At 70.1% G+C, this 19395-nt stretch carries 14 protein-coding genes and 1 pseudogene; 5 read left to right on the top strand and 10 right to left on the bottom strand.

Annotated elements, in window-relative coordinates:
• Positions 1 to 181: 181 nt before the first annotated feature.
• From ACGF8A_RS25470 to ACGF8A_RS25505, 8 genes and pseudogenes are all read right to left on the bottom strand, one after another.
• Positions 182 to 2398: a xanthine dehydrogenase family protein molybdopterin-binding subunit gene (locus tag ACGF8A_RS25470; protein ID WP_393111946.1), complete on the bottom strand. Its 2217-nt coding sequence runs from the start codon at positions 2396 to 2398 to the stop codon at positions 182 to 184.
• Positions 2395 to 3384 (bottom strand): FAD binding domain-containing protein, encoded by a 990-nt coding sequence (locus ACGF8A_RS25475; protein WP_393111948.1) that lies wholly within the window; start codon positions 3382 to 3384, stop codon positions 2395 to 2397. The genes ACGF8A_RS25470 and ACGF8A_RS25475 overlap by 4 nt, the downstream gene beginning before the upstream one ends.
• Positions 3371 to 3901 carry a (2Fe-2S)-binding protein gene (locus ACGF8A_RS25480; RefSeq protein WP_393111950.1) on the bottom strand — a complete coding sequence of 177 codons (531 nt, stop codon included), beginning with the start codon at positions 3899 to 3901 and terminating at the stop codon, positions 3371 to 3373. Before ACGF8A_RS25480 ends, ACGF8A_RS25475 begins: the two co-directional genes overlap by 14 nt.
• A 217-nt stretch (positions 3902 to 4118) precedes the next feature.
• Positions 4119 to 4357, bottom strand: a pseudogene (locus ACGF8A_RS25485) (cold-shock protein).
• Positions 4358 to 4696: 339 nt separating this feature from the next.
• Positions 4697 to 5095, bottom strand: a complete 399-nt coding sequence (locus ACGF8A_RS25490; protein ID WP_393111952.1) for a hypothetical protein — start codon at positions 5093 to 5095, stop codon at positions 4697 to 4699.
• A 305-nt stretch (positions 5096 to 5400) separates the two neighbouring features.
• Positions 5401 to 5925, bottom strand: a complete 525-nt coding sequence (locus ACGF8A_RS25495) for a SigE family RNA polymerase sigma factor (RefSeq protein ID WP_393111954.1) — start codon at positions 5923 to 5925, stop codon at positions 5401 to 5403.
• 141 nt (positions 5926 to 6066) lie between these two features.
• Complete coding sequence (locus ACGF8A_RS25500) at positions 6067 to 6639, bottom strand: hypothetical protein (protein ID WP_393111956.1); 573 nt, start codon at positions 6637 to 6639, stop codon at positions 6067 to 6069.
• 354 nt (positions 6640 to 6993) lie between these two features.
• Complete coding sequence (locus ACGF8A_RS25505; RefSeq protein ID WP_393111958.1) at positions 6994 to 8022, bottom strand: MarR family transcriptional regulator; 1029 nt, start codon at positions 8020 to 8022, stop codon at positions 6994 to 6996.
• Between the two features lie 225 nt (positions 8023 to 8247).
• Between ACGF8A_RS25505 and ACGF8A_RS25510 the strand changes: the two genes are divergently transcribed.
• The 4 genes from ACGF8A_RS25510 to ACGF8A_RS25525 are packed head-to-tail and all read left to right on the top strand — an operon-like array spanning position 8248 to position 12562.
• Entirely contained in the window at positions 8248 to 9180 is a 933-nt protein-coding gene (locus ACGF8A_RS25510) for a hypothetical protein (RefSeq protein ID WP_393111960.1), read from the top strand.
• The gene (locus tag ACGF8A_RS25515) at positions 9177 to 9713 is read left to right on the top strand and encodes a hypothetical protein (RefSeq protein ID WP_393111962.1); all 537 of its coding nucleotides are present in this window, start codon (positions 9177 to 9179) and stop codon (positions 9711 to 9713) included. Before ACGF8A_RS25510 ends, ACGF8A_RS25515 begins: the two co-directional genes overlap by 4 nt.
• A gap of 14 nt (positions 9714 to 9727) precedes the next feature.
• Entirely contained in the window at positions 9728 to 11872 is a 2145-nt protein-coding gene (locus ACGF8A_RS25520) for a glycoside hydrolase domain-containing protein (protein WP_393111964.1), read from the top strand.
• Between the two features lie 12 nt (positions 11873 to 11884).
• On the top strand, positions 11885 to 12562 hold the full coding sequence (locus ACGF8A_RS25525; RefSeq protein WP_393111966.1) for a hypothetical protein: 678 nt from the start codon (positions 11885 to 11887) through the stop codon (positions 12560 to 12562).
• Positions 12563 to 12978: 416 nt separating this feature from the next.
• On the opposite strand, the gene ACGF8A_RS25530 is transcribed toward ACGF8A_RS25525, so the two are convergent.
• Both ACGF8A_RS25530 and ACGF8A_RS25535 read right to left on the bottom strand, forming a co-directional pair.
• A complete protein-coding gene (locus ACGF8A_RS25530; protein WP_393111968.1) occupies positions 12979 to 13806 on the bottom strand; it encodes a glycoside hydrolase domain-containing protein in 828 nt (275 codons plus the stop codon).
• 1293 nt (positions 13807 to 15099) lie between these two features.
• Positions 15100 to 15507: a hypothetical protein gene (locus ACGF8A_RS25535; protein ID WP_393111970.1), complete on the bottom strand. Its 408-nt coding sequence runs from the start codon at positions 15505 to 15507 to the stop codon at positions 15100 to 15102.
• Here ACGF8A_RS25535 and ACGF8A_RS25540 point away from each other — a divergent pair.
• Positions 15506 to 19027 (top strand): S8 family serine peptidase, encoded by a 3522-nt coding sequence (locus ACGF8A_RS25540; RefSeq protein WP_393111972.1) that lies wholly within the window; start codon positions 15506 to 15508, stop codon positions 19025 to 19027. The genes ACGF8A_RS25535 and ACGF8A_RS25540 overlap by 2 nt on opposite strands.
• The last annotated feature ends 368 nt before the right edge of the window (positions 19028 to 19395 follow it).

The following is a 19395-nucleotide window of genomic DNA, read 5'->3' on the forward strand; positions in this document are numbered from 1 at the left end:
TCATCGCACGTCCACGCCAACCGCGCCCGGCCCAGTCGGCGCGCGGCTTGATGGGTGCTGAACTGCGGACGCGGGACCGGTCGTCGTCCGAGCTCGTGGACGTGACGACCACTGCGACCGTGACCGCTGAGGCAGGCCTCCCGCACGACCGCGGACAGGGCGGCCGTGCGGGAGGCCGTTCTCAGAGCATCAGTTGTTCGATGGTCAGCGGCAGGGACCGCAGCCGGCGGCCGGTGGCGTGGTGGATGGCGTTGCCGACAGCCGCGGCCAGGCCGACGAGTCCGACCTCCCCTACGCCCTTGGTGCCGACCTTCGATGCGCGGTCGGGCTCGCCGCAGAAGATGACCTCGATGTCGGGGATGTCAGCGTTGACGGGCATCAGGTAGTCGGCGAAGGTGGCGTTGGCGATACGACCCGTGCCGGCGTCGGTCGCGGTCTCCTCGAACAGGCCCTGGCTGATGCCACCGACAGTCCCGCCGATGATCTGGCTCCGGGCGGTCTTCTCGTTGAGGATGCGTCCGCCGTCGATGGCCGTGACCACGCGAGCCACTCGCAGCAGTCCCAGCTGAGGGTCGATGCGCACCTCGACGAACTTTGCGCCGAAGGCCCCGGCCGGGGCCATCCTGATCTTCTCGGCCACGGGCGGTGTGTTGCGGCCGTCCGCGCTGAGCTCCTCCAGGCCGTGCCGCGCGAGGATGTCGACGAAGGTTTCGCCCTGGTCCGGCGAGTCGATGAGGAACAGCCGGCCTTCGCCCACCGTCACGTCGTCCGGTCCGGCACCGCGCAGCGGGGAGGCATCGTCGTCGCGGACGACGTCGAGGAACTCCTGGATGAGCTTGGTGCAGGCGATCTTGACCGCGCCCGACAGTGCCCCGGTCAGACCTGACCCGCCGGCCATGGGCGCGTACGGCATGTCGGAGTCGCCGAGGTCGAAGCGGACCTTGCCGATCTCCAGGCCGAGGAGTTCCGCCGCGAGCTGGGTCATGACCGTGTAGGTGCCGGTACCCAGGTCGGCGGCGGCGCTGCGCACGTAGGCCGAGCCGTCGTGGCGCAGCGACGCCCGTGCCTGGCACGGGGCCTGGAAGAAGGGGAATGCCCCGGCCGCCATCCCCCACCCGATGAGCCACCGGCCGTCACGCATGGAACCGATCTCCGGCGTGCGCATGGACCAGCCGAACCGTTCCGCCCCCAACGTGTAGCACTCACGCAGCGCGTTGCTCGACCAGGGCAGATTCAGTACGGGATGGACCTCGGCGAAGTTGTGCAGTCGGAAGGCGAGCGGATCCATGCCGATGGCGTGGGCCGCCTCGTCGATGGCGGACTCCAGGGCCCAGTTCCCCTGTGCCTCCGCAGGCGCTCGCATGGAGCCGGGACACGGGATGTTCAGCCGTGCCTGCCGGTCCCGTGTGCGGGCGTTGGGGCAGGCGTAGGCGACGGCTGTGCCGGACGCCACCGGTTCGTAGTCGTCGTCGTCCATGGTCAACGACGAGATGCTGAGGTGTTCGATGGCGGTGAGGTCACCGTCCCGGGTGACGCCGATCTTGATCTGCTGCACGCTGTCGGGGCGGTGCCCGACCGAGGTGAACATCTGCGGCCGGGTGAGTACCAGCTTCACCGGGCGCCTGATCTCGCGAGCGGCCAGCACGGTGAGGATGGTGTGGGACCACACGCGCAGGCCCGCGCCGAAGCCGCCGCCGATGAAGGGGACCAGGACACGGATTCCGCTCTCCGGGATCCCGAAGATCTGCGCGATGGAGGTTCGCACGTTGTGTGGCCACTGCGTGGAGTCGTGGATGGTGACCGAGTCGCCGTGCCAGGCGGCGATGGTGCCCATCAGGCCGAGTGGGTTGTTGGTGTTGTCCGGAGTGGTGTACCGCTCGTCGATCACCACGTCGGCCTGGGCGAACCCCGCCTCGACGTCGCCGCGTTCATGGTCCATGTCCCACGGGTCCTCCACGATCTGCGCGCGAGGGTCCTCCGTGTCGAGCAGCGCCTCGGCGGCCGGCTCGTAGTCGATGCGCACCAGGGACGCGGCGTGCCGGGCCTGTTCAGGGGTGTCGGCCACGACGACCGCCACGTGCTGGCCGTAGTGCAGGATCCGGTCGTCCTGCATCGGCGCCGGTACGGACGGCCCGAGCAGCGTCATCGGTCCGCGCTCCAAGTGAGGGGCGGTCAGGTACGTGATGACGGTGAGGACGCCCGGAGCGGCCTGCGCGCCGGAGGCGTCGATGCTGCGGATGCGTCCGGCGGCGATGGTGCTGCCGACCAGGGCCGCGTGGACCATGCCGGGGTAGCTGAAGTCATTGGGGTAGTTCGCCGTCCCGGTGACCTTCAGTGGGGCGTCGACGCGGTCGATGCCTTCGCCGATCAGCGGCGGGCGAGTTTCGACGGTGGTCATGACTGGGCTCCCGCGACGATTTCCAGGGTGCGTACCAGGGTGCGCTTGGCCAGTTCCACCTTGAACGCGGTGCCTGGCAGTGTCCGGGCGCCTTCGAGGGCCGCCTCGGACGCGGCCCGGAAGGCGTCGCCGCCGGTCACGGCCCCCCGCAACACCTCTTCGGCTCCCCAGGCCCGCCACGGAATCGTTCCGACTCCGCCGAGGCCGATCCGGGCCTCGCGGATGGTGTCGCCGTGCATCTCCAGGGCGACGCCGGCCGAGGCCAGGGCGAACTCGTAGGACACGCGATCACGTACTTTGACGTAGTGCGACCTGGTCCCTTCCGGCAGCAGCGGGATCTCCACCTCGGTGATCAGCTCACCGTGGTTCAGGACGTTCTCGATGTGCGGAGTGGTACCGGGCGGGAGATAGAACCGCGTCAGCGGAATGGTCCGGTGGCCGTCATGCCCCTGTACGTGGACGATCACGTCGAGCGCCACGAAGGGGACCGCCACGTCGGAGGCGTGCAGGGCGATGCAGTGCTCGCTCGTGCCCAGAATGGCGTGCATGCGCTGGATACCGTTGATGGCCGCGCAGCCCGAGCCGGGGTCGCGCTTGTTGCAGGCGTCCACGGTGGGGTCGCGGAAGTAGCGGCACCGCGCACGCTGAAGGAGATTGCCGCCTATGGTGGCCATGTTCCGCAGCTGGGTGGAGGCACCGAGCAGCAGTGCCTCCCGGACGAACGGCAGCCGCTCGCGCAGCACGGTGTCCGCCGCGAGTTCCTCCATCGTCGTGAGGGCACCGACGTGCACCGACGTGGTGGTGTGCATGATGCCCCGTAGCGGCAGTCTGGTGATGTCGACCAGCCGATCGGGGTTGAGGACGCCGTCCTTCATGAGATCCAGTTGCGTGGTGCCACCGGCGAGGAAGGACGTCTGCGGATCCGCGGTCACGGCCGCCACGGCCTGGTCGGATTCGGTCGGCCGGAGGTACTCAAAGGGACGCATCGTTACCCTCCGCAACGACTTCGCGAATAGCGGCACGGATATTCTGATAGGCGCCGCAGCGGCAGATGTTTCCGCTCATGAACTCACGGATGTCCTCCTCCGTGCCTGCCCGGCCCTCGGCCTGCAGACACACGGCGGACATGATTTGCCCGGGCGTGCAGTAACCGCACTGGAACGCGTCGTGACGGGCGAAGGCCCGTTGCATCGGGTGTGGCTCACTGTCGTCTCCGAGGCCTTCAATCGTGGTGATCCGACGACCGTCGTACTGGGCCGCGAGCGCGAGACACGAAACGATGCGCTTCCCGTCGACGAGCACGGTGCAGGCACCGCAGGCTCCCTGGTCACAGCCCTTCTTGGCTCCGGTGAGTCCCAGATGGTCACGCAGAGCGTCCAGGAGCGTCACCCGTGAGTCCAGGTTCAGACGATAGGAGTCGCCGTTGACTTCCAGGGTGACGCTCAGGGCAGGGAACTCCGGCGCTGCTTCGCCGCGGCGTGTCCTGGTCTTTTCCTGCTTCATAGCGCCTCGATCCGATCGGTCCTGGCCATGGCGGTATGAGGGGGCGCCTCGTGGTGCGAAGCGCCGTTCGTTGATGGTAAAACGGCCCACCGGGCCTCGCCATTCATGGCATCGACGGACGCCACTTCAATCTTCCGTGCGGCTATACGTAACCCGCCGTGCTTGGCGGGCAGCGGCTCACCTCCGCCTCCGCTCGAGCGGAGGTGAGCCGACTCGCTCATCCTTCGGCGATGACCTCGTCCGCCTGCATTCCCTTCTGCCCTGCACCGCCACGAAGGTCACCTTCTGTCCCTCACGGAGGTTCTTGAAGCCGGTGCCCTGGATCGCCCGGAAGTGCACGAAAAGGTCGGGCCCGCTCTCCGGGGTGATAAAGCCGAATCCTTTCTCTTCGTTGAACCACTTCACGGTGCCACTCTGTCGTGAGACACGTCTGCTCCTTCGGTTTCCATACGTCAGGTTCGGGCATGAGGAATGCCCACGAGTTGATCATCCCCGTTCGGGGACTCTTACGATGGGATTGGATCGGCTGGCGGGAATGACGCCGGAGCGGTTACGAAGCGGGACAGAGCGAAAGGCAATAGGCAGGGCGCTGGTCGTCGTCGGCACTCCTGACGTTCCGGCGTTCTCCTCCGCGACAGCGCGTGTCCTTCGGATGGTCCTCCCACCCAGAAGAGCCGGGTGTGGCGTGCAAGCGTCAACGGCTTGTGGCTTCCGTCGATTGGCCGCCCGACGCCGCCCGACGACGCGGCTGCTGACAAGTCAGGCGCCGACGCACACACCGATGGGCGCCGGTCGTCATGGTCGGGCGGGGGTCATGCTGGCGACTTCCTCCCCCTGCTCGTCGTAGACGGTGACGCTCTTGACGGCGAAGTTGTCGTGGGCCTGGACTTCGGTGAACCAGACACCCCAGCCGGGCTTGCCGGCCAGCCGGACTGCAGAGGCGGTGACCTTGCCGTCGCTGGTGTCGACGACGACACGAGCGGCGTCGTCGGTCCCTTGGTACATCCCGGACAGGAAGTAGCCGTCGCCGAGGAGTTCTGTTCTGAGCCCCACGTGCGGCTGGCGAGGCTCTGCGTCGGCGTCGCCCACGGTCTGGAACTGGTGGTCCATCTCAGGCGTCGACCAGTGCTTGCCTTCCCCGGTCAGCCACAGCTCGACGCCTGCCCCGGCCTCGACACGCTCGCCTGGTGCCACGACCCGCACCGTGTGCTCGGCCGTTGTGTCCGAGGGCGTTGGGCGCGAGGTGACCTTGGTCCGTTCCGGAGGATTGTGATCGGGGAGGACGGCGCGGGCCGTGACGACAGTCAGCGGAGCCAGGAGCAGGCAGCAAACGATCGCCGGCCCCGCGGTGCGTCGGCGCCGCCTGGCACGCCCCGCCCGTTCGATGGCGGCCAGAGGTACGGGAGAAGGCGTGACGGCGTCGGCCACCTCGCTGAATGCGTCATGCAGTCGTTCGGCTTCGTGCCGAAGCTCGGAGAGGGGCCCAGAGTTCGGGGACATCAGCGCTTCGCCTCCTGGTGGGCGGGGTGGAGGATGAGGTGGGGATGGGTGCGCAAGGCCTCCAGCCCGCGCCGGGCATGCGTCTTGACGGTCCCGACGGAGCAGTTCAGCGCCTCGGCGATCTCCTGTTCGTTCATGTCCTCCCAGTAGCGCAGCACCACGACGGCACGCTGGCGGGCGGACAGGACAGCGAGGGCCTCGACAAGTACGGCACTCCGCTCGACGGCATCGGCGTGCCCGCCGTGCGACCGGTGGATCGACTCGGGCAGGAACGGCATGAGCAGGTGGCCTATACGTTTCTTGCGCACCCGGCTGATGTTGTTGTTGACCAGAGCCCGGCGTATGTAGGCATTGACCTCGTCACGCGGGATCTTCCGCCACCGCGCGTACACCTTGGCAAGCGTGGTCTGGACGAGGTCCTCGGCCTCGTGGAAGTCACCGGTGAGCATATGAGCCGTACGCACCAGGCGGGGCCAGGCCACGGTGGCGAACTCGGTGAAGTCGGCGTGGCTCTCGTGCGTCACGACAACGGATCCTTGAAGTTGGGGGGGAGCCGGGGACAGGGACGGGAACGGGGCGGCTGGGGCCGGGGCGAGGGCCGGAAGGGTCCGGCCCCCGCCCAGCCAGGAGGTCACCTCTGAAGAGCCGTCAGGGCCCGGGGCGGGCTACGGGTGGGAAGGGGCGAGAGACGCGATCTTCTTTCCGTGCTTGTCGTACAGGGTGACGCTGTTGATGGTCAGGTCGTCGTGGAGGGGGACGTCGATGTACCAGACGCCCCAGCCGGGCTTGCCGGCCAGCCGGACGACAGAGGCAGTGACCTTGCCGTCGCTGGTGTCGACGACGACCCGGACCGAGCCGTTCTTGGCCACGTAGATCCCGGAAAGGAAGTAGCGGTCGCCCAGGGGCTCCGACATCAGGCCGATGCTGGGACTGCCCAGGTCGATGTTGCCGTCGACCACGCTACGGAACTGGTGGTCCATCTCAGGTGTCGACCAGTGCTTGCCTTCCCCGGTCAGCCACAGCTCGACGCCTGCCCCGGCCTCGACACGCTCACCCGGCGCCACCACCCGCACCGCCCCAGCCGCGTGTCCGGTCGCCTCGATGGACCGGCCGTGGTCCTCCGCGGCGGCCGGCACCTGCTGCGGCGCGACGGCCTGGGCCGCCGCCGGCGCTCCCGCCAGCGCGACCGCGACCACCACGGCGGCCGCGCACTTCTTCGTTGTCGTCATCCGAGTCATGGATGTGGCACTCCTTGCCGATCGTTGCGAGCAAACAGAGTGGAGGGCGCCCTCTCCACCCCTTGTAACTCCGCCCGCTCACCATCCCGATGACACGATCCGCCACCCACTGCCCGACGACACCACCGGATCGCGAACGGCAGGCCGCCGGGCTGCGCTCGCGAGGTTCACACGACGGACGGTCGCCTCGGAGCGCATGCCGGGAGTCCGCTTGCCCTCCCTGGGGACTTCGCGGTGGACCTGGGAACGATCACCGCCGAGACGGTCGAACAAGCTGGGGCGGGTGCGGGGTTCCTCTCGACGGCCGGCGGAGCGACACCCCGCCGCCAGACCGGGAGCACGCCGTTCGCCGGGTCATGCCGACCGCGCGTCGATCCGGGCCAGGCCCGGGGCGTACGGCGCGTCGTCCGGTCTGCGCCCTTCGAGCAGCGCCTGGCCGAGCGGGGACAGGGTGTGCCAGACGGTGTTCGTCACCCTCCGGCTGATGATCAGGTTCGCGTCCCGCATGGTCGCGGCGTGCTCGCTGGCCGAGGCGGCCGAGATGCCAAGCCGCCGGGCAAGCTCCCCGCCGGTCGTGCCGTTGGACGACGCGATCTCCTCCAGGACCGCCGCGCGGGTGCGGCCCAGAAGGCGGGCGAGCGCGGTCAGTTGAGGGGTCCCGGGGTCTTCCGTGAGGAGATGGAGGCCGCGGTTGGCGGGATAGACCAGCACCGGGTCCAGTTCCCCGTCGCGCAGCGTGATGGGGCGGCGCCAGCAGAAGTACGAGGGGATCAGCAGCAGTCCGCGGCCGTTGAGGAAGAGGTCCTGGGGCACCGGGTAGTCCACTTTGAGCACCGGCGGCTCCCAGCGGGCCAGCGGATGGATGTTGCCCAGGAGCCGCTCGACGCCGCCGTCCAGCAGGTCGCGCGCACGCAGGGCACGTTCGCCGTCGATCACCGCACGGATGCGGGGCCACGGGCGTGCCAGGACCCGCTGGTGGTAGCGGCGCATGGCCCCGCCGAGCCGGTGCATCGTCTCCGGCTCGCCCAGGGCCAGCCCGCGCATCCACGGATCGGCGTGGCGCCCGGCGGGCAGCAGGGAGAGTTCGCCGCGCAGGCGCGCGCGGCCGACGCTCAGGACGGCGTCCACGGCGGACTCCAGGTCGATGCCCACGCCCGGCGTCAGAAAATCGGGCGAGTAGCCGCGTGGCGGTGCCAGCCGGCGCAGCAGGGCGAGCGACGGATCGAGTGGATTGAGGGCCGTGGCCCGCCAGGGCCCGAAGACGATGTGGTCCGGTGAGCCGCCGAGCGCGTGCAGGCTCAGCAACATCTCCCAGGACGGGTCCGGTGCGGTGGCGAGACGGACCCGGCCCAGGTCGTCGGAAGAGAAATGAATGTTCAGCACAGGCGAAACCCCCCGAGGTGACTGGCTGTGAGATAAGAGGGACGCAGGGGCGGGGCAGTTGCGTCGCCTCTTTCACAACGGCCCCGTGCGGCAGGGCTTTTCGGGTGAGACCGAAAGTGGGTGCGGTGCGTTCGGCCTGCCGGACACCCTGAAGGCGACCGAGGACGGTCGGCCTCCCGGACACCCCGAAGGCGACCGGAGACGTACGGGTGTGGGGGAGACCTGGTGCGCAGATTCGCCGCGCTGTCACTGCTGCTGATCGCAACGCTCGCCGCCTGTGGACCAGCCGACCCGGGCGCGCCGGCCGCGAGCCCCGAGCCGGATGCGACGCTCCCACGCGAGGCCACCACCGAGGAACTCGCGACCCTGCGCAGGGCCGAGGAGATCCTGGAGCGCCGTTGCATGGCCCGCGCCGGGTTCGACCTGCCGGCGGCACCCCAGCCGGCCAGCACCGGCCCCGAGCCGCCACCGATGGCGCTCGTCCTGGCCGACGTGGCCTGGGCCCGCGAGCACGGCTACGGCACCCGCGTCCGCACCCCCGAGGAGACCGCCCGGCTGCGCGCGGACGACCCAGTAGGTGACCGCCTCCGGGCCCTGACGCCCGAGCGGCGCGCCGAGGCGCTGCGCGCCTGGCAGGGCGGTGGCGTCGACACCGTCGAGGTCACCCTCCCCGGCGGGATGACGACCGGGCGGAGCACCCGCGGCTGCACCAGCGAGGCGCGAGGTGAGCTGTACGGCGACTTCCGCACCTGGTTCGGCGCGGACGCCGTGGACCGCGGGGTCACGGCGCTGGCCATGAGCCGGGCGCAGGCGGACCCGGCGTTCACGAAGGCCGTGCGGGGCTGGTCGGACTGCGTGGCCGGACGTGGGCTGCCGCATGAGTCCCCGCAGCGGCTGCGGGCCGCGCTGGGCGACTCGGCTCCCAAGGCCAAGGAGATCGAGTACGCCGTCGCCGAGGCGGCCTGCGCCGTCGGCTCCGGCCTCGCGGAGGTCGCCACGGACGTCGAGGAGCGGCACCTCGCGCAGGTGCGCGAGCGGTACCTCGCCGACGTGATCAACGCCCGCCGGATGCGGCTCGCCGCACTGCCGGAGGCGGACCGGATCGTCCGCGACGAAGACCCGTCGCGGCTCAACAGCCACAAGGAAGGCACGAGATGAAGCAGTACGTACGCAGCATCCTGGCCACGGCCGCCGTGACCGGACTGGTCGCCACCGCGGGCCCCGCGATGGCCGACTCGGACACCGGACCGTCCGCGCCGGCGGCGGCCGGCGCCGCCCCCGGCGCGCCGACCCCGGTACGGCCCGGCGCCGACCTCGGCGCACTGGCCGCGGCCGACGGGGCGGACGGCTATCTGTACGCCTACGACCTGCCCAACTTCCGCGGTGACTGGTGCCGGTGGGACCGCGACGACGAGTGGTGGGGCAACGACTGCGGCAACTTCAACGACCGCGCCACCTCCGTGTGGAACAACGGCTTCCCCGGCCTGTTCAGCGAGGTCGCGCTGCGCCGTGACGTGAACCCGAGCACGAACCAGTCGTCGTTCTGCATCGAGGCGGGCAACTACTACGCCGACCTGTCCCTCGGCTACGAGAAGTTCCTCGACGGCGGCTGGGCGGACAACGCGATCAGCGGTCACCGCTGGTTCACCGACGACGCGGACTACATCCACGACCCGCACTACGCCTGCTGACCGGAGCGAGGACCATGCCCGTCACCATCAACCTGCGCGCCACCTGGGGGCAGTATGCCCCCCGGCACCTGCAGGCGCACGCCTGTAACGGTCCCGAGGCCAGTGAAAATCCCCGCTGGACCGGTCACATGGGTGTGTTCCTGCACTACCTCGGCGCCGGCAGCACCAGCGACCTTCTGACGGAAGAGGACTGCCGCAAGGCGATCGCCGACGTCTACGTGGACCACGGAACCGGCGGCGAATTCGAAGGAGACATCGCCTACAACTACCTCGTCTGTCCGCACGGCCACGTCTACCAGGGGCGCGGAGAGGAACGCGGCGAAGGGAACGCCGGCGACGCCGAACCCATCGAGAACGTGGGGCGCAACGAGGGCTTCTACTCGATCGTGGGCATGATCCGCTCCCAGGACGTCGCAAGCGAGGCAACGCTGCGAGGGATCAGGGACCTCATCGATCACCTGCGTCACACCGCCACACGCAAGACCGGGAACAAGATCCTCCCGCACTCCTTCGGCTACGACACCGAATGCCCTGGCAACCTGCACATGTACGCGCGGCCGGGATCGACGATCGACCCATCCGCGCCATGGCGGGGACCCGCCGACATCTACGTGTACCGGACGCAGAAGTGGGTGAACGAGACCTACGACACGGCACCCGGGTACGTGATCTGCTCCGAGACCGGATACACCGGCTGGAACACCGTGCTCGCGCTCACCCAGGGGCTTCAGCACGAACTCGGCATATCACCCACCGTCCAGAACTTCGGTCCCGGCACGTTCGACGCGGTGAAGAACCGCGAGCTGGTGCCGGAGTTCGAGCGGAACGAGAATCTGCTGCGCCTGTACAACGGCGCGCTGTGGTGCAAGGGCTACTGGGCCTCCCAGTTCCTCGGCGGATGGGGCGAGGAGTCCGGGGCATCCCTGCGGCAGCTGTACGCCGACATGGGCCTGGACCATGCCGACGCAGGGCAGCGCCTCGCCATGTGGCCGCACGTCCTGAAGTCGCTGCTGCGCATGGACCAGTTCCGGCTCGTGCCGGGTGGCGACCCCCACGTCCGGGCGATCCAGCAGCGGCTGAACTCCCGCTATGTCGCGGGCATCAAGATTCCCGCGATGAGCCTGGTGCCCTGCGACGGGATCTACTCCCGCGATGTCCAGCAGGGGCTCGTGATGGCCATCCAGTACGAGATCGGGACAGCCCTGGGTTCGATCAACGGGTACTTCGGACCGGGCACGCAGGCAGCCCTCAAGGGACGGGGATCGGAGACCCTCACGGGCGATCTGCGGTACCTGTTCCGCGCCGCGTGCTACGTCAACTCACCGACATACACGGCGAACGGACAGGCGCACTACCTTCCGGCGGACATCGGCACCGACGCCCGCACGGGCACGCACGTGGGGTGGCTCCAGGCCTTCCAGAGGTTCTCCCAGCTCCCCGTCACGGGCCACAACGACTACGCGACCTGGGCGCAGCTCCTCGTGTCGTCGGGTGACACCTCACGGGACGCCACCGGCTGCGACTGCATCACGGAGATCACCCCGCAGCGCGGTCAGTTGCTCAAGGCCAACGGCTACCACATCGTCGGCCGCTATCTGGACGAGCATCTCGCCCCGGGCGACGAGGGCTATCTCGGCAAGGCGCTCAAGCCCGGCGAGCCGCAGGCCATTCTGAACGCCGGGCTGAGGTTCTTCCCGATTTTCCAGTACAACGGCACGGTGCTCGGCAACTTCACCTACGACAAGGGCTACGACCAGGGGAAGAAGGCTCACGCGAAGGCCGCCGAACACGGGATCGGCGCCGGTACGTGCATCTACTTCGGGGTCGACTACGACGCGACGGACGAGGAGATCACCAGCCATGTCGTGCCGTACTTCAACGGCGTCAGGGCCGCTCTCGCCGAGCTCGGCAGCCGCTACACCTTCGGCGTCTACGGTTCCCGCAACGTGTGCATCCGGGTGTCCAAGGACGCCGGCGCCCGCTGGTCGTTCGTGTCCGGGATGTCCTGGGGCTTCTCGGGGAACCTCGGTTTCCCGCTGCCGGAGAACTGGTCGTTCAACCAGATCCATGAGTACGAGTTCCAGGCGGGCTGGGGCCTGGACCACAACATCTGGCGCGACGGCGGCGATCCCGGCGTCTCCGCCGTCGGCCGAGGGTGAGGGAGGAAGCCGATGATCTCCAGACGCGGTCTCCTGGGAGCCGCCGTCGGCACGGGCGTGCTGGCCGTGGCGTCGGGCGCTTCGGCCACCCCCGCAGCGGCGGCCGCGCCGCGCACGCGGCCTTGGGCGGGTGACGCCTCCGCCAACGGCTGGCGGATCGATGCCGCCGCTGTCAGCGTCCACCACGTCGAGGGGTCCGCCGCGTCGCTCGGCCTGCGGCGCGGCGCGGTCGCGGCGGTGCTGCTGCACGTCGCGCGGCGCTGGCACTACGAGATCGCCGCGATCGACACGGGTGAGGGAGGCGGTGTCGCCGGTTACACCACGCGGCGTACGATCGGCGCCGACTTCGAGTCCAACCACCTGTCCGGCACCGCGATCGCGCTCCACCCCACCGCTTATCCGCTGAAGGGGAGCGAGGGGCTGTGGCCGCACCAGGAGGCGATCGTGCGGGACATCCTCGCGGACTGTGACGGGACGGTCGTGTGGGGCGATGACCTGACCCCGGTGAAGGTCTCGCACTTCCACATCGCCGCCCGTCCCGGGGACAGGGCCCTGGCGCGGGTCGCGGCCCGGCTGGACACCGGCCGAACCGCCGTGTCCCGCACCCAGACGGCCGGCACGGTCGCCGACCCGGCGGCCCCGCACCGCCGGGCCAAGGCCAGGCGCCTGCGCCGGGCTAGGGGCGCCTGAGCCCGGAAAGACACCGAGCGGCGGGGGGGGGGGGGGGGGGGGGGGGGGGGGGGGGGGGCCGGGGGGGCGGGGGGGGGGGGGGGCGGGGGGGGGGGGGGGGGGGGGGGGGGGGGGGGGCGCGCCCCCCCCCCCGCCGGCGCCCCGGGGGGCGGCGGGGGGGGGGGCGCCCCCCCCGCCCCCCCCCCCCGGGGGGGGGGGGGGGGCCGGCCCCCCCCCCCCCCCCCCCCCCCCCCCCGTCGGGGGTGGCGTCTCCCGGCCTCAGAGAAGGTGCCGAGCCCGGCGGCGGCCAACCGCCCGACTCGGTGCTCAGCCCGACCGCCGCACCACCGGTCAAGGCCGCGGCCGTCTTGGTACGCGGCCGCCACCATGCCGGGTGGTCGAGCTGGTCGGGGAAGTGCTGGTGAGGGCCCGGTCTCTCAGCCGGTGATGGCGACCGGGGCGTCCCAGGCGTTGCGGTCGACGGTGATGGTGTGGCCGCCGCGGGTCTCCTTGCTGTTGACCATGTACTGGTGGCCGCGGCTGTGGTTGGTGTACAGCTTCGGGTCCCAGGGCCAGTCGGCGGTGGTGGTGTTCTTGTTGTTCCACAGCGCGTACCAGAGGTTGCCCGGCAGATCGGTCCTGTTGGCGGCGGTGGCGATGGCTTTGGCGCTGGAGCTGGAGAAGCCGTAGTACCCCGCGCGGTACGTCTTGGCCCGCAGGGTCTTGGTGAAGGAGCGCACGTACGTCAGGGTGGCGTCGTTGCACGCCTTGTTCGTGATGTCGTACGACTCCATGTTGAGGTAGATGGGACTACCGGGCTTCATGCCGAGGGCGGACGCCTTGGCGACGGCGTCGTTGGCGTTGCTCACCCCGACGGATGCTGCGGTGGAGGCGGTGAACCTCTCGGGGTTCCTGCTCGTCTGGCAGGGCGGCTGGGCTCCGACGTAGAGCGGGATCAGCTTCCATCCGGCGGCGCTGACCGACTTCACCCACGACGCGGTGAGGTTGGGCTGGGCGCAGCCGCGGTTCTTGCCGCCCACGTAGACGGCCACTGCCCCGTAGAAGCCGGTGTTCCAGGCCTTCATCGCGGCGAGTGAGGGCGCCGTGCAGGTGTCGAACGCCCGCCCCGTGTACGTCTTCTGTGCCGGCCAGCTCGGTGCGGCCATGGAGGTCTGCGCCGCGATGCCGGCGCCCGCGACAACGACGACACCCGTCGTGGCCCAGGCGATGTAACGGCCTCTTTTGGTCAGCCGGTGACTGGACAATTCCCCACCCCATTCGGATCGCGGCTCGCGGCCACACCTGTGCACCGGCGGTAGCCTGCGAGGGCGATGCCACACCTGGGGTGTGGCGGCAGCACCCGTCGCTCTCCACAGCGGCGCAGTTGAGCTCCGGCAGCCGGAGCGCACCGCAGCCTATCCAAAGCCTCGTGTCACGACGCTCGCTTGTCCCGCCGGTGTCGATCACAGGGGGCGCAGAACTCGGGTCGGCCGTCAGGTCCGCGTGACAGAGGGCCTGATTTGTCATCACATGATGGTCACCCAGCCGTTTTCCGCTTCCGTGGGGGCTCGACGTCGCTTTCGTCGATCACGACTCGACGCCATGCTGTTCCCTCACCACGACGGTTGCTGACCGGACGATCGGCAGGCGAAAGCTGGTCATCTTGCGGTCTCCTTGAGTTCGTCCCGGCTCGGAGGGCCTTTTGATCGACGCCGGCTCGGCTGCGGCCGTCCCGACCTCGCCCATGCGTACGGAAAGGAAGGGGACCGGCCGGCCAAGGCCACACACACTCCAGGAGGGCTCGGGGCCTCTCCACATGCATTGACCACGTCCGGCCGCTCCCGGTAGTAGAACTCCAGACCGACTCCCGGTACTCGCCATCCTGGACAATGCCGACGGCTTCCTCCGCTCGCCGACTGAGCGCTCGATCACGACCGAGGAGGCTACGGCCACGCCACGGAACCACGGCCACCGGTCGCGAGATCCGCCTGACAGGGCCTAGTCGGAACGCGCGACCTGATAGTGGGCGATGCGCCAACCGTCCTCCTGCCGCTTCACAGGGACGGCGAGCTTGACGGCCGACGATCGTCACAACGTGAAGTCCGGCCTGGAGGCGCCCCGCCCCCGGCCGGCGCGGGGAAGCACGGACGTTGCTCGACCAGCTCGGCAAGCCCGACTCGAACACCGCTTCCAGACCGCTCTGTTGGTCCAGAGGATGGGCCTGATCCGACGCCGACCGGTGCCGGGGTCCCGCCCGCTCAGGCGACCGGGCGCGTGTGGCAGGACCGATGTCTCCTTGCCGTCGCCGTAGACGACGGCAGCTCGCGGCCCGCCCAGGAACCGCGATGCACTTTCCGGGGGGTTGGTGAGCCGCTGACGAAACACCCCGATAGTGGCGTACGACGGTGGATAGCTGCTCTCGCCGTGTTCCGCCGGGCAGGTCGGGCCGCTGCCTCCGGAGACCGACCCGACGGCTCTTACCCCAGCCCACCGCACAGCTTCCCGATTCAGCGACGCTGCAACGGGCCAGGCGGCCACGGAGGCGATCCGTGTCGGAGTTAGGCCATGTCGTGTTTGCGCCATCCCAATTCGTAGACCCCTTCGAACTGTTCCACACATGATCGGCCAGGTTGTGAATTGCAGGTGGACGAAGGGTTCTGGCTGATGTCTTCAAGAAGCCGCCTCAGGGCGGCAATAGCTGCGGGGTTGGTGCTGGCTGCCGCAGGCGTGCCCGCTGTGGCCACGGCACAGCCGACTTCTGCGGGTGGAGCCGCCCGGCCGGCCGCCGCGACCAAAGGTTCCTCGACGAGGGACTCCTCGGCGACGGTACGGCTGATCAGCGGCGACCGGGTGACCGTGACGACGCTGCCCGGCGGGCGGCGCGCCGTGTCGGTCGAGCCCGGACCCGGCCGCGAACACATGCCTTTCAGGCGCGTCGAAGGCGACGACAATGCCCTGACGGTCATGCCCTTCGACGCGGAGGCCCTCGTGACGGCCGGGGCCCTGGACCGTCGCCTTTTCGACGTGACCGGCCTCATCGCCGACGGCTTCGACGAGGGCCGCTCCACAGCTCTGCCACTGATCGTCTCGTCTCGGCCTGAGCCCTCGCGAGCGGGTGCCCGGGTGACCGCCCGGGCGGCGAAGGCAGCGGCGGCGACCGCCGACCGCCTCGTTGCGCTCAACGCCGGGAAGGCGCCCGCGCGCAACCTGGAGAGTATCGACGCCCGTTCGGTGCGGGTGTCCGGCCACGACCTGTCTGCCTTGTGGAGGGCACTCGTTGCGGGCGGGGAGTCGGACGCCGCGCGCGCCGAGGTCACCCCGCGGATCGCGCTGGACGGCAAGGTGCGGGCAGTGCTGGACCGCAGCACCGCGCAGATCAACGCACCGGCCGCGTGGAAGGCCGGCTACGAGGGCCAGGGCGTCAAGGTGGCCGTGCTGGACACCGGCATCGACGCCGAGCACCGGGACCTCGCCGACCGTGTCGCCGGGGCGAAGGACTTCTCCGGCAGCGGCAACACCGGTGACCACTTCGGCCACGGCACCCATGTCGCCTCGACCGTCGCCGGCACCGGCGCGGCCTCCGACGGAACCCGACGCGGCGTCGCACCCAAGGCCGACCTGCTGATCGGCAAGGTGCTCGACGACAACGGCTACGGATCCGAGTCGGGCATCATCGACGGCATGGAGTGGGCCGCCGACGAGGGCGCCAAGGTCGTCAACATGAGCCTCGGCGCGGACATCCGCACCGATGGCACGGACCCGATGAGCGTCGCCCTCAACGCCCTGACGGAGTCCACCGACACGCTGTTCGTCGTCGCCGCCGGCAACTCGGGCCCCGGCCGGTACACCGTCGGCACGCCCGGCGCCGCCGACGCCGCCCTCACCGTGGGTGCCGTCGACCGCAGCGACACCCTCGCTCCCTTCTCCAGCCGCGGCCCCCGCTACGGTGACGACACGGTCAAGCCCGACGTCACCGCCCCTGGCGTCGGGATCGTCGCGGCCCGCGCGGCCGGCACCTCGCTGGGCACCCCGGTCAACGCCGACTACATCGCGCTCGACGGCACGTCGATGGCCACCCCGCATGTCGCGGGCGCGGCTGCGCTGTTGGCCCAGCAGCACCCCGACTGGGGCGCACAGCAACTCAAGGACGCGTTGATCAGCACCTCCCGTACGGTGGCCGGCACCAAGGTGACGGAGCAGGGTGGCGGCCGCGTCGACCTGGCCGCGGCCACGGGCCCGCTCACCGCCACCGGCTCGCTGGCACTGCCCCCGGTGGACCTGGGCAAGGCGAACGGACCGCGGCAGGCGGCAACCGTCCGCTACACCAACACGGGCGACAAGCCGCTGACGCTGTCCCTGTCGGTGAAGCTGGCGACCGACTCCGGCCGCTCGCTCGCGGACGGCGTGGTCGGCCTCGACTCCGGCACCGTACAGGTGGCGCCAGGGACGACGGCGCAGGTCCCGCTGCACACCGACCCCGCGCAGGCGGTCCGCGGCCGGTACTTCGGCTACGTCACCGCGAAGTCCGCCGACGGCACCGTGCTCGCCCACACGACCCTCTCCCTCGCGGTGCACGCCCCCAAGCACCGGCTGACCGTCGTCCTGCGCGACCGCGCCGGCGAGGTCGTGTCGGGCGCGACCCCGCAGATCTGGGGCGCCGACGGCGAGGTGGACTACTCGGATCCCCACGCGGGCGTCGCCGAGGTGGAAGAGGGCACGTACCAGATCAGCAGCAGCTTCCAGGAGCCCGGCGACGACGGAACCGCCAGGGTCGGCGACGTCGTCGTGCCCGAGATCAAGGTCACCAAGGACATGACGGTGACGCTCGACGCCGCGAAGGCCCGCGAGGTCAAGGTCCGCACGCCTCGTCCCGCCGAGCGGTACGGCATCCTCGACGCCGTCTACTACCGCCAGATCGACGGGAACGTCCGCAATGTGGGCACCATGGTCTGGCCCTCGGACCGCTACTACACCACCGCCACCGCCCCGGTCACCGACGGTGCCTTCGAGTTCGGCCTGCGTACCCAGATGAAGGCCCCGGAGCTCCGGGCCAAGGTGCCCGGCCGTGCGCTGGAGTTCGCCCCCGCCTATGAGCCCACGTCGCCGCCCTTCAGCAACAAGGGCCTTCGGCTCACCGCCGCGGACGCCGGCACGGCGCAGGCGCCCCGCTTCCGCGGGGTCCGCGGCAAGCTGGCCGTCGTACGGGACGACTACTCCGGCGGCTATGACGCGGCCGCACTCGAACGCGCCGCGGTGGACGCGGGCGCCGAGGCGCTCCTGGTGGTGTGGCCCGCAGGTGTCAACCACCGCACCCACTGGTCGCCGGTTGGGGAGCGGCTGGCCCTGCCGGTCCTGCGTGCCTCCGCCGCGGACGGCGCGGCCCTGCTGGAGCGTATGAGGAGGGGCACCACGAAGGTGGAGTTCTCCGGCACCGTGCGCAGCCCCTACATGTACGACCTGGCGATCGCCAAGACCTCGATTCCGCAACAGGACGTCTTCACCGTCTCGGAGCAGGACACGGCGCAGGTGCGCAGCGCCTACACCCGGACCGGTGCCGCGTCCTGGGCGAGCGAGCAGCGCTTCGCCTGGCGGCCGTACCAGAACGTGGCGTTCTACGGATACGACCGCTTCGTCCCGGTGGGGCAGGAACGTGTCGAGTACGTGAGCACCGGGGACACCCAGTGGCAGCACGCCGTCGCCTACGGCCCCGTCGACCAGTTCGCCTCGCCGCTGCAGGGCGGCATGCGCGACGACCTGCACACCTATCGGGCCGGGCAGCGCACCACGGAGGACTGGTACCGAGCGGTGGTCCGCCCGTCCATCCCGCGCGGTGGGCACCTGCCGTCGGTGCGTGACGGCGACAACCTGTCGGTGCGCGTGTCGGACTTCAACGACTCCTCCGAGACCGTCCACTGGTCGCACAGTCAGTTCGGCAGCGTCAGCGACCGGTCCGAGGCGGTGCTCCACCGCAACGGGAAGCAGATCGCGGAGTCCGTACAGGGAGCCTGGGCCAACTTCGAGGTACCGGCGGGTGACGCCGAATACCGTCTGGACCTGGCCACCAGCCGAACGTCCGACAACTGGCACTTCGGTACCCGCACGCACACCTCGTGGACGTTCCGCTCGGACACCACAACCGCCAAGACCGTCCTGCCGATGCTCCAGCTCGACTACGACGTACCGGTGGACGTCCACAACGCGGTGGGCTCACAGCGCAAGCACACCCTCGGCCTGGGCGTGCGCATGCAGGACGGCCTGGCCGCCCCGAGCGGAGTGACGGTCAAGGTCGAGGCCTCGTACGACGACGGCAGGAACTGGAGCCGAGCCACGACGACCCGCAAGGGCAGCGGCTTCACCGCTACCGTCGAGCGGCCCTGGCGCGTCCACGGCGACGCGTACGTGACGCTGCGCGTGACCGCGACCGACGCGGCCGGCAACAGCGTCCAGCAGCGGGTCGACCGCGCCTACCAGCATCAAGGCGCCTGAACCGCACGGTCACCGCAGCGCTGACCATTCGGCCGCGACACGGCGGGTGCCGAGGGCCCAAGGCCTCGGCACCCGCCGTGCCCGCTGCGCTCCGGATCTCCCGTCTGCCCGGACGCTCCGCTCACCGCTCACCGCTCACCGCTCACCGCTCACTCGCCGGGAGACGTGTGCAGTTCCTCGTGCTCGAGCCAGCCATCCAGCCGCTGAAGTCGGCCCGCGGAGCACCACGTCTGCGACCCCATCGAACCGGCCGATGCCCACACACCGTTGCAGCATTTGTCCGACCTGACGGGCCTGGAGACCGGGATCCTGAGGTTCCAGAGGAAGTAGCACCAGGTGGGAAGCAAGTACACGAGGCGTACACCGTG

This window comes from Streptomyces sp. NPDC047706, from assembly GCF_043204795.1.
Lineage (GTDB): Bacteria > Actinomycetota > Actinomycetes > Streptomycetales > Streptomycetaceae > Streptomyces.